Annotated in this window: 19 protein-coding genes; 6 read left to right on the top strand and 13 right to left on the bottom strand. The window is 69.7% G+C overall.

The genetic code is table 11. The features are described from left to right. Window positions 1-2 precede the first annotated feature (2 nt). From D7Y15_RS23820 to D7Y15_RS23845, 6 genes are read right to left on the bottom strand one after another with little or no spacing between them, the layout of a single operon-like run. Window positions 3-704: an RluA family pseudouridine synthase gene (locus tag D7Y15_RS23820; protein WP_121754037.1), complete on the bottom strand. Its 702-nt coding sequence runs from the start codon at window positions 702-704 to the stop codon at window positions 3-5. Further along, entirely contained in the window at window positions 701-2,194 is a 1,494-nt protein-coding gene (locus D7Y15_RS23825) for a pitrilysin family protein (RefSeq protein WP_120577461.1), read from the bottom strand. The genes D7Y15_RS23820 and D7Y15_RS23825 overlap by 4 nt, the downstream gene beginning before the upstream one ends. A gap of 5 nt (window positions 2,195-2,199) precedes the next feature. After that, on the bottom strand, window positions 2,200-3,540 hold the full coding sequence (locus D7Y15_RS23830; protein ID WP_120577460.1) for a pitrilysin family protein: 1,341 nt from the start codon (window positions 3,538-3,540) through the stop codon (window positions 2,200-2,202). A gap of 27 nt (window positions 3,541-3,567) precedes the next feature. Continuing rightward, a complete protein-coding gene (locus D7Y15_RS23835; protein WP_120577480.1) occupies window positions 3,568-4,227 on the bottom strand; it encodes a response regulator transcription factor in 660 nt (219 codons plus the stop codon). 5 nt (window positions 4,228-4,232) lie between these two features. Further along, window positions 4,233-6,518 (bottom strand): serine/threonine-protein kinase, encoded by a 2,286-nt coding sequence (locus tag D7Y15_RS23840; RefSeq protein ID WP_121754038.1) that lies wholly within the window; start codon window positions 6,516-6,518, stop codon window positions 4,233-4,235. After that, window positions 6,515-6,838 (bottom strand): hypothetical protein, encoded by a 324-nt coding sequence (locus D7Y15_RS23845; protein WP_120577458.1) that lies wholly within the window; start codon window positions 6,836-6,838, stop codon window positions 6,515-6,517. Before D7Y15_RS23845 ends, D7Y15_RS23840 begins: the two co-directional genes overlap by 4 nt. Before the next feature lie 85 nt (window positions 6,839-6,923). Between D7Y15_RS23845 and D7Y15_RS23850 the strand changes: the two genes are divergently transcribed. After that, a complete protein-coding gene (locus D7Y15_RS23850) occupies window positions 6,924-8,618 on the top strand; it encodes an HAD-IG family 5'-nucleotidase (protein WP_121754039.1) in 1,695 nt (564 codons plus the stop codon). Window position 8,619: 1 nt separating this feature from the next. Here the strand turns inward: D7Y15_RS23850 and D7Y15_RS23855 are convergent, their stop codons facing one another. Next, complete coding sequence (locus D7Y15_RS23855; protein WP_121754040.1) at window positions 8,620-9,402, bottom strand: class I SAM-dependent methyltransferase; 783 nt, start codon at window positions 9,400-9,402, stop codon at window positions 8,620-8,622. A gap of 59 nt (window positions 9,403-9,461) precedes the next feature. On the opposite strand from D7Y15_RS23855, the gene D7Y15_RS23860 reads away from it, so the two are divergent. Beyond that, window positions 9,462-9,836, top strand: a complete 375-nt coding sequence (locus D7Y15_RS23860; RefSeq protein WP_120577479.1) for a DUSAM domain-containing protein — start codon at window positions 9,462-9,464, stop codon at window positions 9,834-9,836. 6 nt (window positions 9,837-9,842) lie between these two features. On the opposite strand, the gene D7Y15_RS23865 is transcribed toward D7Y15_RS23860, so the two are convergent. The 4 genes from D7Y15_RS23865 to D7Y15_RS23880 form a co-directional block, all read right to left on the bottom strand. Then, a complete protein-coding gene (locus D7Y15_RS23865) occupies window positions 9,843-12,005 on the bottom strand; it encodes a diguanylate cyclase (RefSeq protein ID WP_121754041.1) in 2,163 nt (720 codons plus the stop codon). After that, a complete protein-coding gene (locus tag D7Y15_RS23870; protein ID WP_120577454.1) occupies window positions 12,002-12,283 on the bottom strand; it encodes a septum formation initiator family protein in 282 nt (93 codons plus the stop codon). The genes D7Y15_RS23865 and D7Y15_RS23870 overlap by 4 nt, the downstream gene beginning before the upstream one ends. Window positions 12,284-12,365: 82 nt before the next feature. Further along, window positions 12,366-12,902 (bottom strand): TlpA disulfide reductase family protein, encoded by a 537-nt coding sequence (locus D7Y15_RS23875; protein ID WP_233597073.1) that lies wholly within the window; start codon window positions 12,900-12,902, stop codon window positions 12,366-12,368. 4 nt (window positions 12,903-12,906) lie between these two features. Next, entirely contained in the window at window positions 12,907-13,407 is a 501-nt protein-coding gene (locus D7Y15_RS23880; protein WP_169820145.1) for a Fur family transcriptional regulator, read from the bottom strand. Window positions 13,408-13,645: 238 nt separating this feature from the next. On the opposite strand from D7Y15_RS23880, the gene D7Y15_RS23885 reads away from it, so the two are divergent. The 4 genes from D7Y15_RS23885 (at window position 13,646) to D7Y15_RS23900 (ending at window position 16,335) form a co-directional block, all read left to right on the top strand. Continuing rightward, window positions 13,646-14,887 (top strand): hypothetical protein, encoded by a 1,242-nt coding sequence (locus tag D7Y15_RS23885; protein ID WP_121754042.1) that lies wholly within the window; start codon window positions 13,646-13,648, stop codon window positions 14,885-14,887. Window positions 14,888-14,912: 25 nt separating this feature from the next. After that, the gene (locus D7Y15_RS23890) at window positions 14,913-15,248 is read left to right on the top strand and encodes an FmdB family zinc ribbon protein (RefSeq protein ID WP_121754043.1); all 336 of its coding nucleotides are present in this window, start codon (window positions 14,913-14,915) and stop codon (window positions 15,246-15,248) included. A gap of 75 nt (window positions 15,249-15,323) precedes the next feature. Then, window positions 15,324-15,527, top strand: a complete 204-nt coding sequence (locus tag D7Y15_RS23895) for a hypothetical protein (protein WP_120577451.1) — start codon at window positions 15,324-15,326, stop codon at window positions 15,525-15,527. A gap of 55 nt (window positions 15,528-15,582) precedes the next feature. Then, on the top strand, window positions 15,583-16,335 hold the full coding sequence (locus D7Y15_RS23900) for a hypothetical protein (protein WP_121754044.1): 753 nt from the start codon (window positions 15,583-15,585) through the stop codon (window positions 16,333-16,335). Between the two features lie 16 nt (window positions 16,336-16,351). Here the strand turns inward: D7Y15_RS23900 and D7Y15_RS23905 are convergent, their stop codons facing one another. Together D7Y15_RS23905 and D7Y15_RS23910 are read right to left on the bottom strand one after the other, a co-directional pair. Continuing rightward, window positions 16,352-17,080: a PHP domain-containing protein gene (locus D7Y15_RS23905; RefSeq protein WP_121754045.1), complete on the bottom strand. Its 729-nt coding sequence runs from the start codon at window positions 17,078-17,080 to the stop codon at window positions 16,352-16,354. Window positions 17,081-17,137: 57 nt separating this feature from the next. Then, the gene (locus D7Y15_RS23910; RefSeq protein WP_043321624.1) at window positions 17,138-17,413 is read right to left on the bottom strand and encodes a hypothetical protein; all 276 of its coding nucleotides are present in this window, start codon (window positions 17,411-17,413) and stop codon (window positions 17,138-17,140) included. Between the last annotated feature and the right edge of the window lie 41 nt (window positions 17,414-17,454).

The raw sequence follows: 17,454 nt of genomic DNA on the forward strand, positions 1-17,454 counted from the left end.
CCTCACCCCGCCGCGCGCAGCAACTCCAACGTGCGCTGCATGTCCGCGGGCAGCGGCGCATCCACTCCGCGCGCTGGCAGCCCGGGCAAAGCGGGCCACTCCACGCGAGCCGCATGCAGCGGCGTCCGGGTCAGCACCTCCTGGGTCCCCTGCCCTCCCAGGTCGCCTTCCGTGAGTGGAGCCTCCCTGCCGTACTGGTGGTCCACGAGCAGCGGATGCCCCAGGGACAGCAGGTGCACGCGGATCTGATGCGTGCGGCCCGTCAGCGGCTCCGCCTCCACCAGCGACGCGCTCGCGAAGGTCTCCACCGGGCGCACCCGCGTGCGTGATGGCTTCGCGTCCGGCTCCTCCGGCTTCGCCACGCGCATGCGTCCCTTGCGGCCGGCGACGAGCGGCGCGTCCACCATCTGGGGCGCCTCCAGCCGGCCCTCCACCAGGGCGCGGTAGCGCTTGCGCACCTTGCCCGCCTCGAAGGCCTGGGACAGCGCGCGGTGCACCTCCGCGTCCAGCGCGAACACCAGCGCGCCGGACGTGTCGCGATCCAACCGGTGCACCACGTAGACCTTGCGGCCCAGCCAGGCTTCCAGCGTGTCGCGCAGGGACGCGCCGCCCTCGCGGCCGGGGATGACGAGCACCCCGGCCGGCTTGTCCACCACCATCACGCCCGCGCCCTCGAAGAGGACGCGGGGAACGTCACCGCTCATTCGTAGTCCGACGCCGGCACGACGGTGATGGGACCCAGCCCTTCCAGCAGCGGCTTGACCTCCGACGCCTTGCCCAGCACGACGATGACGGGCCGGTCCGCGAACGCGTACTTCTTCGACGCCGCGGCCACGTCCTTGGGCGTCACCGCGCGCAGCCGGTCGCGGAACTTCTCCACCCAGTCATCGCCCAGGCCGTGCATGCGCATGTCCCCGATGACGGAGGCCACGGACTCGTTGGTCTCCGTGCGCAGCGGATACAGGCCGGCCAGGTAGCTCTGCGCGTCCTTCAGCTCGCGGGGCTTGAGGCCGCCGTCGCGCACGCCGTGGATCTCCTTCAGCGCCACGTCGATGATCACCCGCGTGGACGCCGTCTTCGTGAACGTGGACAGCGCGAAGATGCCGCCCGCGCTCATCGTGTCGAAGTAGGAGCTGACGCCGTAGGTGAGGCCGCGGTTGACGCGGATCTCGTTCATCAGCCGCGACGTGAAGCCTCCGCCCAGCGCGATGTTCATCGCCGTGGCCGGGAAGTAGTCCTCGTGGCCCAGCCAGAAGCCGGGGCCGCCCAGGCGCACCTGGGACTGCGTCTGGTCCGGCTTGTCCACCAGCAGCACCGTCCCGGCCTTCGCCAGCGGCTCCTGCTTGCGGGGCAGCATCGGATCCGCGTCGGGGCCGCCCGTCCAGCCGGCGAAGGCGCGCTCGGCCTCCGCGGCCACGGTCGCCGGGTCGATGGCGCCCACCACCGTGAGCAGGGAGATCCGGGGCCCCATGCACTCGGCGTGGAAGCGGACCAGGTCGTCGCGGGTGAAGGTGGACACGGTGCGCTTGTTGCCGCCCAGGTCGCGCCCGTACGGATGGTCACCCCAGATGGCGCGCGTGAAGGCGCGGTCCGCGATGGAGGACGGATCATCCAGGTCGTTGGCGAACTGCGCCAGCGCGCGCTCCCGGGCATCCACGACCTCCTTCTCCGGGAACGTGGGCTCGCGCATCACCTGCCCCAGCACGTCCAGCATCGCGGAGAAGTGCTCCGCGGGCGTGGTGAGGTAGACGGACAGCACGTCCTCGTTGACGCCCGCGTAGAGGCTGGCGCCCACGAACTCGATGGCTTCACTGATGCCATCCGCGTCCATGCGCTTCGTGCCCCGGCGCAGCAGGCGCGCGGTGAAGTCCGCCAGGCCGTCCTTGCCCTGCGGATCCCACACGCCGCCCGCGCGCATCACCAGCCGCACGGAGACCAGCGGCAGCGGCCCGCGCTCGGCGGCGATGACCCTCAGGCCCGTGGACGTGGTGCTCTCATGCAGCGCGGGCAGCTTCAGCTCGCCGGTGGCGGCGGACTTCGGCGCCGTCGCGGCCTTCACCAGCTTCTTGGCTCGGGCCGGGACGGCCTTCTTCACCTGCGCGACCTTCTTGCGCGCGGCGGTGGCCTGCTTGCGCACGGCCTTGGCGGCCTTGCGGACGGTGTTCTTCACTTTGGCGATCTTTCGGGAGGCCATGGTTTTTACGCCTCCGCCGCTTCGTCACCGGCCTCTTCAGCGCCGGCTTCGGGATGGAGGGTGACCACCGAGCGGCGCTCGGGGGCGAAGTACTTCGCGGCCACGGCCTTCACCTGCTCCGCCGTGACGGACGCGTAGAAGGTCGGCAGGGACAGACCCTCGCGCCAGTCGCCCAGCAGGGCCTCGTAGTGGCCCAGGGCGTGCCCACGGCCGCTGTTGGTGGACAGCTCCCGCAGGTGGTCCGCGCGCAGGTTGTTCTTCGCCTTCTGCAGCTCCTTGTCGGTGACGCCTTCGCGCGCCAGCTTCTCCAGCTCCGCGTACAGCAGGGCCTCCACCTTCGCGGCTTCGGAGTCCGGCTTGAGCTCCAGGTAGAACAGGATGGTCCCCGGGTCGATGCGCCAGCTCCAGTCGAGCATCACCGACACGGCGGCCTTCTGATCGTACACGAGGGACTTCACCAGCCGGCTGCCCTCGCCCTTGGTGAGGATGTACTGGACCACGTCCAGCACCAGCGTGTCCTCGTTGCTCGCTGCGGGTCCGCGGAAGCCGATCATCACGGACGGCGACTGCGCGGGGTGGCGCACCACTGCGCGGCGCTCGCCCTTCTGCTCCGGCTCCGCGTTGAGCACCGGCGCGGGCGAGGGGCCGCGCGGGATGTTGCCGTAGTAGCGCTTCACCAGCGCGAGCGTCTTCTTCGGGTCGATGTCCCCGACGATGTAGAGCACCGCGTTGTTGGGCGCGTAGTACGTGCGGAAGTACTCCTGGCAGTCGTCGCGCGTGATGTTCTCGATGTCCGCCATCCACCCGATGACGGGCCAGCGGTACGCGTGAGCCTTGTAGACGAGCGTGCCCAGCTCCTCGTCCATCATGCCGGGGATTTCGTTGTCCACTCGGACGCGGCGCTCCTCCATCACGACCTGGCGCTCGCTGGCCAGCGTCTGGTCGGAGATGCGCAGCGAGCGCATCCGGTCCGACTCCAGGTCGAGCACCGTCTCCAGCGCGTCCGCGCTGAAGTCGTCGTAGTACACGGTCATGTCATTGGACGTGTACGCGTTGGAGCGGCCGCCGTTGGACTCCAGCGTCTTGTCGAACATCTTGGGGCCGTACTTCTTCGCCCCGTTGAACATCATGTGTTCGAACAGGTGGCTGATGCCGGTGATGCCGGGCCGCTCGTTGCGGCTGCCCACCTGGAAGAAGGTGTAGAGGCTGACCACCGGGGCCTGATGGTTCGCCAGCAGGCGGACCTTGAGACCGTTGGGCAGGGTTGCCTCGTGAACGTCGAAGAGTGCGGCGAGCGTGGGGTCCACCGCGCGCACCGCGGTGGACCGCGGGGATGCCTTGGACATAGGTGCCACACCGTAACCACGGCGCGGCTAGAGATCCACGACACCTTGACGCAGGGCCATCACCACCGCGTCCACATGGGAGTTGACGCCCATCTTCCGGTAGATATGCGACAGGTGCGTGCGCACCGTGCGCCGCTCCAGCGTCATCACCCGCCCCACCTCCGCGTTGGACAGGCCCTTGGCCACGTAGCGAAGGACGTCCAGCTCCACGTCCGTCAGACCCCAGGGCAGCTCGGCGGGCTTCTGGGCGGGCCTGGCCTGGATGGACTGGAAGTAGTTCCAGAAGCGCCGGGCGATGATGGGCTCCAGCACGGTGCCCCCGTCCATGACCTCCTGGATGCCGGAGCGGATCTTCTCCGGCCCCACCCGCTTCACCAGGTAGCCGGACGCGCCCGCCTGGATGGCCTCGTAGACCTTCTGCTCGTCCTCGAAGGACGTGAGGATGAGGATCTCCACCTCCGGTGCGCGGCGCTTGACCTTCTGGGTCACCTGGATGCCGTTGAGGCTGGGGAGCTCCAGGTCCAGCAGGACGAGCTGCGGGCGTTCACGGACGATGTCGTCCACCGCCTGCTCGCCATCCTGGGAGGTGCCCACGACCTCCAGTTCCGGAAAGGTGCCCAGCACCTTGACCAGGTTCTTCAGGAGCTGGGGCTGGTCCTCGACGACGAAGATGCGCGTGCGCTCCACGAAACTCACCGCCTGGTGGGGGGAGGCTGGAACTGTTCGTCCAGCTTCTGGTGCTGGCCCCGCGAGAAGCGGAGCTGGAAGTCCTTTTGCTCACCGGTGGAGATGGCCACCACGCGGATGTCGCGAGTGCCCGCGCGGACCGGGTAGTTCAGCAGCGGCGTCGCGCGGCGCACCTTCGCCCCGTCGATGAAGACGTTCGCCGGCAGGTTCGTGCGCAGCGTGAGGAACGCGCGCTGGTTCTTGGGAGGAACGCCGGGCTCGGCGGTGTCCTCATCCACGTCCTCGTCCTCGATGTCCCGCGCGCCCGGGTTGGCTGGCGGCGCGGGCGGAGGAGGCGCGATGGGCTTGAGCGCGGACGGGTTCGCGGACGGCGTCTGCGTGCCGTTCGCCGCGGGGGCGTTCGGGTCGTAGCGGGGCAGCTCCGGTTCCTGCACCTGCTCCAGGCCCAGCCGCCACGCGGCGACGGCGAACATGAACAGGCCCACCAGGGCGATACCGCCCGCGATGAAGAGCAGTCGCTTGCGGCGGGTACCGGCGGCCACCGCGTCCACGCGCGGCGTCTCCACCGTGTCGAAGCGCTGGTGCACCGGCAGGTGCCGGTCTGACGGCGCGGGCTCCGCCATGTCGGAGCGCACGCGGCCTTCCGCCTTCGGAGGAGCCATGCGGCGCTCCGAGCGGGGTTCGGCGGGAAGGGCTTCAGTGGCTTCTGCGCGGCCCCGGCTCTGCTGGCGGAGCACGGTCACGTCAGCGGCAGCAGGTGCCGAAGGTGCGCCACCGCCAGCAGGAAGGATCGCCGTCTCCTGGCCGGGAGCCCTGCCCCCGGCCCCCTTCGCGGGGCGCAGGGCCGGGCGCTTCGGCGGTTCTTCTTCCGCTCCCGGGGACTGGGCGGGACGCATGGCGGCGCGACGGCCGGTAGGCACAGGCGGTTCGTCGTCCCCGAGGGCCGGCCCGGGGCGCATGGCGGCGCGGCGGCCGGTGGGCACGGGCGGTTCGTCGTCCCCGAGCGGCGGTCCGGAGAAGTCCTCGATGACCTTCACGCGGGGATTGCGTCCCGCGCGCGCTGACGCCGGGCTGTCCGGGCGGCGGGACTTCTGCGCGAGCACACCGGGCGGTGCGTCCCAGCCCTGCTCCAACGGCCCCGCGGGCGAAAGTTCGGTGCTCCGCACTTCACCTGCCGGCTCGGGCTCGTCGTCCAGGGGGGCGTCGTCATCCGACGCGTAGTCCTCGGGACGGAACTCCTCGAAGCCGGGCGCGGCCTCCTGCGTCTCGGCGGACGCCTCCTTCTCCGTGGGCGCGCGGCTGTACGGCGCGCGCTGGACGATGGAGGCCTCGTACTCCTCCGCGTGCAGGTCCTCCATCTCCGCGCCGGAGACGGCCTCCAGCTGAAAGGGCTCGGCGAACGGGACGGGCCCGGGGGCCGCGATGCTCACCTCGTTGGGGAACAGCTCCGACACGAAGCGCGCCACCTCCTCCGCGCCGGGCAGACCACCGCCCGCGGAGAGGAAGTTACGCAGGGCCTGGGCGAACTCGCCGCACGAGCGGAAGCGCCGCTGGGGCGCCGGATCCAACGCGCGCATGATCGACGGATCCAACCGCGAGTTGATCCGCCGATCCAACCGGCTGGGAGGAGGCAGCGCCTCGCGGCGGGTGCTCACGCCGCTGCCGGGCACCACGGCCTCGCGCAGGGTGAGCAGTTCGTACGCGATGGCACCCAGCGAGTACACGTCGGACGCCTCCGTGGCCGTCTCCCCGCGGGTGACTTCCGGTGCCCGGTACGCGCTGCGGCCCCGGTGCGCGAACGTGCGCTTGAGCTGGGGCACGGACAGCAGCGCCTGGAGCGCGCCAAAGTCGCAGATGGCCGGGAAGCCGTCGCGGGCCAGGAGCACGTTGCCCGGGGTGATGGCCCCGTGGACGACGCCCGCGTCGTGCGCGAGCTGCACGGTGTCCAACAGCTGGATGACGATGGACAGCGCCACCGTGGGCGGCAGCAGCACCTCTTTCGTATTGAGGCGCTGGAGCGCGACGCCCAGCGTGAAGCCGTCCACGTCCTCGCGCACCACGGCGAGCCGCTGGCGGACGAAGCCCACGTCCACGACGTGGAGGAGGCCCGGGTGGCGCACGGGCTGGAGCAGCCGCACCGTCTCCGCCAGCGAACGGGCGTAGGCGGGGTCGGAGGTGCGCGGCAGGAAGAGCTTCACCGCGACGGGGATGGAGGGCAGCAGCAGGGATTCGTACAGCTCCGCGAGGTCCCCTGCCTCCGTGCGGCCGATGAGCCGGTACGTCCCGCTCATCGGGTCTTCCGGGGCGACTTGGGCCCACTGGCGCGGCGGCGGGTCACGGCGGCGAACATGAAGCCACACCACACGCACGACTCACCGCGCCGTCCACGGGGCAACTCCAGGGTGCAGCCAGGGCAGCGAGGCCGGGGCCGGGCGGTGCGGACGTTGGCGGCGGAGGCGCTGGCCCGGGTGCGGACGAGGGGCGGCTTGCGGGCCTCCAGGGCAAGCCGGGCCTCCAGACGGCGCACCCGGTCCTCCAACGCGGTGATGCGAGCGGCCAGGCGCGCGTGGAGGTCCTCGGCGGAGGCCGGGGATGGACGTGGGGTGCGCATCGTTGGACAGAGCGTGCCAGCCCCGTGCGAAGCCCGCAAGGACGCGGGCGAAGGGCATGCGGCGCATGTTATGTCTTGAGGTCCCGTGTCGCCCCTACTCTCGACTGTCAGGCCCATCCCGGGCGGACCCTCCGTGGATCCGCTGCACGGGAGCTTCCGTTCCTCCATCAGCCGCGAGCGCGCCGACGACGCGGCCCGCCGGGCGAGGGACTTGCTCACCGACGACGTGCTCGGCCGGCTGCTCACCACGCCGCGTGAGGCCACGGACCAGGTGCCGCATTCGCGGGACGTGTTCGTCAACCGCAACCTGCGCATGGACCACATCGAACTCATCGGGTTCGACATGGACTACACGCTGGCCATCTACCACATGCGCCGGCTGGAGCAGTTGTCGTTCGACATGACGCTCGCGAAGCTGATCAGCGAGTACGGCTATCCGCCGTTCGTGGGCGGCCTGCTCTACGACCACCACTTCGTGATGCGCGGGTTGGCGGTGGACCGCGTCAACGGCAACGTCCTGAAGATGGACCGCTTCGGTCACGTGGGGCGCGCGTACCACGGCCTGCGTCCGCTGAAGCGCGACGCGTGGAAGGAGCTGTACCGCAACAAGCGCGTGCGGCTGCGCAACCCGCAGTTCGCGTGGAACGACACGCTCTTCGCGTTGCCGGAGACGTGCCTGTACTCGGGCATCATCGAGCTGATGGAGTCGCTGGGGCACACCGTGAACTACGGCAAGCTCTACGACGACATCCGGGAAGCCATCGACACGGTGCACCGGGACAACTCGCTCAAGCGGGAGATCCGCAAGGACCTGGCGCGCTACGTGTTCCTGGATCCGGAGCTGGGTCCGGCGTTGCACAAGCTGCGCTCGGGCGGGAAGAAGTTGTTCCTGCTGACGAACTCCGCGTGGGACTACACGAACGCGGTGATGCGCTACCTGTTGGAAGGGCAGCTGCCGGAGTACCCCAGCTGGCGCAACTACTTCGACTTCGTGGTGACGGCGGCGGGCAAGCCGGCCTTCTTCACGGAGGCCCGGCCGTTCCTGGAGCTGGATTCATCCACGGAGGCCGGCAAGGTCGTGGGCGAGGCGAAGTCGCTGGAGCGCGGCACGGTGTACTCGGGCGGCAACCTGGCCCAGTTCGAGGAGTTCACCGGCTACCGGGGCGAGCACATCCTCTACGTGGGCGACCACATCTACGGCGACATCCTGAAGTCGAAGAAGTCGTCGCTGTGGCGCACGTGCATGATCGTCCAGGAGATTGAGGACGAGATCACGTACACGGACGCGCGGCGCGAGGAGATCGTCACCCTGTCGGAGGTAGAGCTGACGCGAGCTCGGCTGGACGACGAGGTGAACCACCGCAAGACGGTGTTGAACACCCTGGAGCGCAGGCTGGAGCGCGAGGAACTGTCGGAGCCCGAGCGCCAGGAAGTAGAGGAACTGCGCAAGAAGGTGAAGGCGGAGCTGGAGAAGCTGCGCCGGTCGCTGAAGGAGACCAACGGCATCGCGGACACGCTGGAGCGCGACGTCGAGGAGGGCTTCAATCCGTACTGGGGCTTGCTGTTCAAGGAGGGCAACGAGAACAGCCGCTTCGGCTACCAGGTGGAGCAGTACGCGTGTCTCTACACGAGCCGCGTGTCGAACTTCCTGCACCACTCGCCCATGCAGTACTACCGCTCGCCGCGCGACCTGATGGCGCACGAGCAGGCGGGAGCGCTGTCGAGCAAGTTGTCTCCGATGGGCAGTGAGGGTCCGCCGAAGGGGTCGGAGAAGGAGTAGCTCAGGGGAGAGCGGGGAGCCGCCCCCAGATGACTTCGCTGAAGCGCGAGGTGGGCGCAGGCTCGATGCCCACCTTCTTCAAATCGTCGGTGTGACGAGCGCCCTTCACGACGACCCACCGGCGGGCGACGCGTCTCCCCTCCTCCACGGCTTCAGGAGTGAGGGGCGCGTGCTCCGCGAAGCGGCGCAGGACGTCGAAGGCGGGCTGGGCCTTCTTGGGCTTGGCGAACATCGGGTCGAAGAAGACGACGTCAAAGGACTTCGAAGGCAGCGTCTTCAGGTACGCGTGTGCATCCGCGTGAAGCACTTCGATGGCGCACGAGTCCGCGCCCCGGTCGTAGCGCTGGAGCCCCTCCGCGGCGACGATGCACAGGGGCAGGCTCTTCTCCAGGCCAACGACACGGCCCGTGGGACCCACGGCGAGCGACGCCACCAGCGCGTCCTGAGCGAGCCCCAAGGTGCAGTCGAGCACAGCATCCCCGGGGACGATCTCCGCGACCTTGAGGAACGCGTCATCGCGTTGGCCCTGCCGCAGCCGCATGCGCCGCAGGTGCGCCATGCCCGCGTGGAAGCCGAACGAACCCTGCGGCTCCCACAGCGTCACGCCATCGCCGCCCACGACGAGCAGCACCTCCACCTTGGTGCCCAGCCAGGGCGCGATGCCCTCACTGGAGCGGCGCGAAAGGAACGGCAGGTTCCACCGCTGCGCCACGGCCCGCGCCTCGCGCACCGTGGCCGCGTCCGTCTTCGTGCTGGTGGTGACGGCGAGGGGAAGCGGAATCATCGTGGAACGTATAACTGGGTATGGTCTCGAACGTGCGGCGAAGGAGCGCCACGGCATTCATGGTCGAAGACCTCGAAGGCGACTGGCATCAACTCCGGGTGCTCGATACGCGCGCCCAGCAGGAAGGCACTGTCGTCCTGGACGACGCCCTTCGCACGCTTCTGCGACGCGCGGGCTCTTCCGTGGCCATGACCACCGCGGAGGTGGAAACGGGACTGCGCACGCCGGAGGCCGCGCTCACCCTCCTCCACCAGATGCGTCAGCGCGTCACGGAGGGCTCACGGCGCCTGGGCGACGCCCTCCACCGCATGTATCGCTTGCGAGACCAGGGCGACCTGGACGGCGCGCGCCAGCAGATGCGGGACCTGCTCGCCGTGGAGGTCGTGCCGTACTACCGCGAGCTCGCACAGGGCCAGCTCGCGGACCTGGACTGAGCCGCCCTACTCCGCGACCGCCTGGAGCTTCCGGCCACCCTGCATCTGCGCCACCGTCACGGACTGGTTCCGGCCGTTGCGCTTCGAGTGGTACAGGCACTGGTCCGCCAGGTCGATCATCTGCTGCTTCTCCATGGCGTTGTCCGGGAACGTCGCGATGCCCAGCGACATCGTGATGCGCAGCGGGCCCATCTCCGTCTGGAACACCTCCGCCATCACCGCCTCGCGGATGCGCTCGGCGATGATCTTCGCGCCCTGCACGTCCGTCTCCGGCATCACCATCACGAACTCCTCGCCGCCGTAGCGAGCGACGATGTCCGTGTCCCGCGCCAGCGTCTTGATGATGCGCGCCACGCCCTTGAGCACCTGGTCGCCCGTCGGGTGACCGTAGGTGTCGTTCACGTTCTTGAAGTGGTCCACGTCCGTCAACATGATGGAGCACTTGCGGTTGTACCGCCGCGCCTGAGCCAGGATGTCGTCCGCGCGCGACTGGAACGTGCGGTGGTTCAGAAGGCCCGTGAGGCCGTCCGTCGTCGCCATCCGCTCCATCTGCTCGTAGAGCTGCGCGCGCAACACCGCCTGCGCCGCCTGGATGGCGATGACTTCGATCATCCGCAGCACGTCCTGCTCGAACGCCGCCTTCTTGCGCGACCCCGCCACCAGCGTGCCAAGAATCCGGTCCCCTGCCACCAGCGGGAAGATCTTCAGCGCGCCCAGGCCGCGCACCTGCGTCTCCTCATCGAAGATGACCTGACGGTCCATCGCCTTGATGTCCCGCCCCGGCAGCGGCGCCCCATAGCGCACCACGTTCGCCACCAGGCCGTTGTTGTCCTGGAACGTCTGGCCCTCCAGCGCCTTGCCCTGCGCCGTGACGCCCGTCATCCGCGCCACGCGGTGCATCCGCTTGCCGTCCTGCTCCGACACCAGCGTCACCGCGCAGAAGTCCAGCCCCGCCAGCTGCCGCGTCGCCTCCAGCACCGCCACGAACACCTGGTCCGGGCTGCCCGCGCGGTTGAGCTCCTCGATGGCGCGGAAGAACCGGTCCTTCTCGTCGCGCGTCTTGCGGATGTAGCTCATCACCCGCTCCACCTCGATGGAGCGCAGCACCTCTCCCGCGATGGTGGTGAGCATCTTCTCGTCCTGGTCCGTGAACGGCTCGTTCTTGAGCTTGTCCGCCACCAGCACGCCGCGCACCAAGCCGCTGCCCTCCAGGATGGGCACCGCCAGCAGCGCCTGCACCGTGGGACCGCTGCTCTCGTAGTACGTGACGCCCTTCAGCCCCTGCGGCGAGTTCATCCGCACCGGCGCGCGGCGCTTCAGCACGCCGCCAATGATGCCCTCGCCCGCGTTGAACTTCTCGCGCTGCACCCGCTCCGAACCCGAGCGGCAGTCGTACAGCTTCAGGCTCCGGTCGTCCGACGTGAGCAGGAACGCCGCGCAGGTGTCCGTACGCAGGCCCGTCTCCGCGATCTCCAGCGCCGCGTGCACCGCACCCTCAATCTCCTTCACCGACGCGACCAGCCACTTCTCGTCGGAGTTCATCCCGCTGAAGCTGTCCTGCGTCCCGGAGGACACCAGCCGGAAGGTGCGCGCGCGCTCCTCCACCTCGCGGATGCGCTTCTGCACCGCGTCCGACTCCGCCCGCTTCGCCACCGCCATCCGCGCGGACAGCACCAGGTGGTACAGCCCCGCGAACAGCGCCAGGAACAGCGTGTGCGTCAGGAACCCGGTGATGTTCACCACCGGCCCGCCCAGCGTCACCAGGCCGTCGTACACCAGCGCCACACCCAGCAGCGTCATGCCCGCGTTGCGAGGCAGGAACGCCACCAGGAACGCCATCAACAGGTAGACGATGGGGAACAGCTCCCCGCCGCCAATGGCCACCACGATGAAGGCCGCGGAGATGAGCCCGCCGCCCAGCTCCAGGTCGTCGCGCAGGTCGATGACCGCGCCCACCGAGGAGCGCATGGCCCGGCGCCACGCCGCCATGCCGATGCCGATGAGCAGCCCCATCACCAGCGCCGCTTCCGTCCACCCCAGCGTGTTCAGGCCCCGGAAGCCGCCGCGCGCCAGGTGGACGAACGTCGCCAGCGCCACCGCCGCGGGGATGGCTCGGAAGAAGGCGCGCACGAGCTTCGCGGGAGAGGGCACCACGGACAGCGAGGTCATGGCGACTCCAGGTGGAAGACGATTTCGCCCGGCTTCACATAGCCGAGCTCCTCACGGACCGACTGCTCCAGCGTCGCCGGATCCTTGCGCAGCGCCGCGATCTCCTTGCGGAGCACGTCGTTCTGCGCGGCCAGCGAGCGGTTGCGCTCATCGAGCGCCTCCACGTCCTGCCGCAGGCGCAGGTAGCGCCGGAAGCCCTTGGCGTCCGCCACCGAAGCGAGGCTCAAGGCCACCGCCACCACCGCCGCCACCATCAGGAGCTTTCGCCGGGACGTCATGAGCGCCGGCGAAGGTACCAGCGGCCCCCTTGCCCGCAACTATTCCGCTCCAGCCCTGTAGCACCCCGGGCGGAGGCGGAAATCAGTCCGCCTTCAGCAGCTTTTCAATGGCCTTCGCCACGTCCGCCTGGCCCTCAATCCCCTGCCACGCGGCCACCGCGCGGCCGTGCCTGTCCAGCAGCACCGTGCTGGGCAGCGCGCGGATGCGGCCGAAGGCGCTCTCACCGGCGCGCATCCGCTCGTCGGACAGGAGCACCGGGTACGGAAAGGCGTAGTGGTTCGCGAACGGCCCCAGCACCCGGCCCTCGTCGATGTCCATCCCCACCGCGACGACCTGGAAGCCCTGGGGGCCGTAGGTCTCCTGGAGATGCTTGAGCGAGGGCTGGTCCGCCAGGCACGGGAAGCACCAGGTGGCCATGAAGGACACCAGCACCACCTTGCCCGTGAGCTGGCGGGGGTCGTAGCGCGCAGGCCCCACCGACGGCAGCCACAGCGCCCGGTAGAACGCGGGCCCGGCATCCACCGGCCCGCCGTGGCGACAGCCGGACACCGAGCCCGTCAGCGTCAGTGCGCCCAGCGCCACCGCGCACAGGAGCGCGCGTCGTCGCACCGGGCTCACGCGCTCAGGCCTCTGTCTCCGGAGGGCCACCCCGGAGCTGGCACTCGCGACACAAGCCGTACAGCTCCATCTTGTGCGACGTCACCGTGAAGCCGTGCTTGCGCGCCACCGCGTCCTGGAGCGTCTCGATGCGGTCGTTCTCGAACTCCACGATGGTGCCGCAGCTCGTGCAGATGAGGTGATCGTGGTGCTCGCGCCCCGCCGCCGCCTCGTAGCGCGTCTGCCCGTCACCGAAGTTGCGCGCGTGGGCCAGGCCGCACTCGTTGAGCAGCTTCATCGTCCGGTACACGGTGGCCACGGACACCTTGGTGTCCTGTTCGCGCACCTTGTTCCACAGCTCTTCGACGGACAGGTGGCCGCCCACCTCGAAGAAGGTGTCGATGATGAGGCTGCGCTGGCGCGTGCTCTTCAGCCCGTGCTGGGCCATGTAGCGCGCCAGGACCTCGTCCTTGTCCTTGTCCGAGGGGCCGTGGGAGTGGGAGTGGCTGTGGTGATGGGTCGTCATCTGCAATCTCTGGAGCACCCCATGTGTTGGGGTGGGGATGCCTGCTCCCGCAAGACAATCTGGCCGGCCGGGCCTGGCAAGCGCCCGCTTCCCCGGTGACTACCACGGAGTTCGGTGACTTCGGCTTGCGCCGCGCGTGAGCTGTTTACATTGAGGCCGGACTGGCTCATTGACACCTGTCTGGCCGCGAAGATAGAGGCATCCGCCCTCGTAAACGAGCAATTTTCCGAACCTTTCCATGATCAGTCCCTGGCAGAGAAGACGGCAGCCCGATGACGTACCCACCCCGGTGGCGGTGGCGGTGTCGGACTTCTGCCGACGCGCGAAGGCTCCGGCCCCCGCACAGCAGGTCCGCGAGGCGCTCGCGCTCCTCACCGAGGATGAGGACTTCCGGGTCCGCGCCCTCACGGATGGTGAACCGGAGACGTCCCCCCTGGGGCCCTTCGCGGTGGTGGACATCCTGCGCGGCGTGACGCCGGCGCTCGCGGCCCAGCGCCAGGAGTGCGGCTACTACGACGTGGCGCAGGAGCTGGCCCTGGTGCGCGAGGAGAAGACGCCGCCCCCCGCGCCCGCCTCCACGACGCCCGTGTTCGCGCTCCCCTCCCCGGCCTCCGAGGAGGCGGACGCGAAGACCGGCCGCCGCAAGAGCGCCAAGGCGGAGGCCGCCGCCGTCCAGGAGCGCATCGCGCCCAAGAAGCGCACCACCGACGCGGAGGACGCCGACACCGCCGCGTCCGCCCCGGCTCCCCAGGCGCCCCAGGAAGAAGAGGAGGCCCCGCGCTTCCTCAAGCGCGAGCTGCCCCGCCCCCGCGGCCGCTTCACCCGCGTGGAGGCCCAGCGACTGTCGTTCCTTGAACTGACGCGCGCGGAGGGCAAGGAGACGCTGGAGGCCGCCATCGAGGCCACGGAGCACCGCTACTCACTTCTGCGCACGCTGGAGCACCGCTACAACGGCCCGCGCGGTGAGATGACCCAGGTCGACATGGAGAACGTGCTGCGCCAGCACGGCATCATGGAGACGCTGGAGGCCCGCGAGCGCCACAACATCGAGACCGCCTACGCGTCCCAGCGCGGCGCCACCGGCCGGGTGGCCTGGGCGCTCGGCCTGTCCCCCAGCGAGCTGCAGCGGCTCAACCACGCGCTCAGGCTGGAAGAAGTCGTGGAGGCGCTGCGCGAGCGCTTCCGCAACGAGGTGCTGGCCACGAGCCACCTCACCCACCGGCTGGATCTGCTCGGCCGGGACAAGTACCTGGTGGACCTGGGCATCCAGAAGCGCTTCGCCGACGCGCTCCGCAAGGAGCTGGAGCGGCTGGCGAAGGACGCCCTGCCGGACGCCACGGATCTCCACTCGCTGGCCAACGTCGTGGGTCGCAAGCACGGCGCGCCCGCGGAGCTGGTCACCCGCGCCTTCGAGCGCCTGAATCTGACGGAAGGCCTGCGCAAGCAGCTCTCCGCCCAGGCCCAATCCCCTTCGAACTGACTCATCGAGACGAGGTACCCACCCCATGCCCATCTACGAGTACGGCTGCTCGGCCTGTGGAAAGACCATCGACGTCCTGCAGAAGATGTCCGACCCGACGCCCCCTGCCTGCACCGCGTGCGGCGCCGAGGGCACGCTGAGCAAGCAGCTCAGCCGCTCCAGCTTCCACCTCAAGGGTGGCGGCTGGTACTCGGACCTGTACGGCTCCACGAAGAAGGACGGCGGCGGTTCGTCGTCGTCCTCCTCGGCGTCGTCGTCGCCCGCGTCTTCTTCGACCTCGTCGTCGTCGAGCACCAGCACGGCGCCCAGCGCTCCCGCGGCCGCGCCGAGCACTCCGTCCGCGTCCGGAGACAAGTCGTAGCGCCCCAGGCTCCATCGTCCCACCGCCCCCGGCTGAAAATTCGCTGGGGGCGCGGGGAGGCCGCACACTTGACGCGTGCCCTTCCCTCCCTCGAAGCGTCCCCCCCGCCACTGCGCGCTGTGCGGCCATCCGGAGCTGACGGATGCTCGGGGGCAGGGGCGGTTCCTCCTGGTCGCGGACCCGCATGGCCGCGGTCCCGTGTGTCCCACGCAGCGCGGCTGCCGCAACGGCAAGCTCGCGGCGACGGACACGCCGGCGCTGACGCAGGCCAGCCGCTAGGCTAAGCAGACACCCGAAGGTGCGCGCCGTCCCATCCCGCGCGCCTCCAGGTGCCATGCCGCGTTCCTTCCGCTCGCTGTCGTCGCTGTTCCTGGTGCCGCTCGTGGCCGCCATGTCCTTTGGCTGCGCGTCCGCCACCCGCATGTCCCCCGAGGACCGGGCCGCGTTGGACCGCGGCCTCAGCGGCCCGGACGCGGAGCAGTACCTGCGCGTCTCCGCCTACCTGACGCCCTTCTTCGGGGACGCGTCCAAGCGGCTGCTCACGCCCTACCCTCCAGAGGACGTGCGGCTGGTGGATGACACCCAGGGCAAGCCCATCAACCCCGGCCCCGTCCAGGCCACCCTCCCCGCCGGCTCGCGCGTGCGGATCACCAAGGTGGAGTTCCCCACCGCGTGGGTCGTCACCGAGCGCGTCCTCTACTCCCCGCGCACCTGGCCGTGGGTGTACGTGACGGTGGAGGGCGCCCCCGCGGGCGAGCAGGTGGTGATGGTGCTGCCGCCCAACCTGGACCGGCAGGACGCGTTCCGCGCGGAGCTGGGGAACACGCTGTCGCCCCACCCGCTGACGCAGCAGCTCAACGGCTTCAGCGCGGCGGTGAAGGAGGCCGTGCGCACCAAGACGCTGGTGCCGGACATGCCCGCGGACGCGGTGCGCATGGCCTGGGGCCCGCCGGAGTCCGTGCGCCGCACGCTGGAGGGCACCGCGAAGAACGAGGAGTGGCGCTACACCGGCGAGCGCCGCAAGGCGTTCCTCAGCGACGGGAAGCTGGTGCGCGCGGAAGAGGCAGGCAAATCCGTCCTGCCCTGAACCGCCTGGCGCCTGTCTAGCGCCGACCGCCGCGGCGGTGCTGCTTCTTGCCGCCGCCGCCCTTGCGCTGGGCCTGCGCCTCGCCCGGCCGGGTGAGGCGGGGCAGCTCACCGGCCATCACCGGCCAGTAGTCGCCCTTGAACAGCTCCTCCACCAGCTGCGCCTGGGTGAGCACGTCGCGCTTGAAGAAGGTGGCGCCGCGGCCCATCTCGTCCAGGGAGCCACGCGCGTCGCTGCCGCCCACGCAGGGCACCTTGAGGACGTCCGCGGCCTCCACGGCCAGGTCGTTGGCCGTCTGCTTCACCTTGGCGTTGTAGCCCTCCACGGCGCACAGCACGCCGGACAGCGAGCGCACGTACTCCATGGCGGGGTTGGGCACGTCGCGGTCGAAGGGGCGGGCCGCGATGATGGCCGCGCCCATCGCCTTCACCTTGGGCAGGCACTCGGCGGCGCTCCAGGGCTTCTCCCGGTTGCTGCCCCACATCTGCACGGGCTCCGGCGCCAGCTCCGGCTTCGGGAAGAAGCACAGGTATTGGCCCCGGTCCGTGACGAGCTCCAGGCCCACGAAGACCTTCACCTTGGATTTGGCGCCGATCTCGAAGAGTTCGTCGCAGCCGTCCTGGGTGTTCGTCTCGGTGAACGCCACCGCGTCCAGGCCGAACATGGCCGCCCGCTCCAGCACGGCGCGCGGCTCCAGGTCGCACCCCTTGGACAGGTGGGAATGGGCGTGTAGGTCGATGAGCATGGGCGACGCGTGCCTAACAGGCCTCCCCGGGCCTGTCGAGCCCGCGCGCGCAGGCCCTCAGGCGTACGCGTAGGACTGGAAGTTGCCCTGCTTGGCCTGGCTGTTCTTCTCCTCGTAGGTGCGGATGAGGTAGCCCATCAGCATCAGCGAGGACGTGTTCTCCAACACCCGGGACGGATCCTTGGAGATGAGGTTCGCGCTGTAGTTCAGGAAGAACTGCGCCAGCTCCTCGCCCGCTTCCTTCACGATGAGGGCGTTGAGCGCGCTCGGCTCCATGGTGCGGATGGTGTTGATGAAATCGACCGCCAGGTCCTTCTTCGTCTTCATGTCCACGGTCCTGCCCCCTTTTTCCGCCCATGCCCTGGAGCCGGAAA

Origin of the sequence: Corallococcus sp. AB030 (assembly GCF_003668965.1) — a bacterium.
Taxonomy (GTDB): Bacteria; Myxococcota; Myxococcia; order Myxococcales; family Myxococcaceae; genus Corallococcus; species Corallococcus exiguus.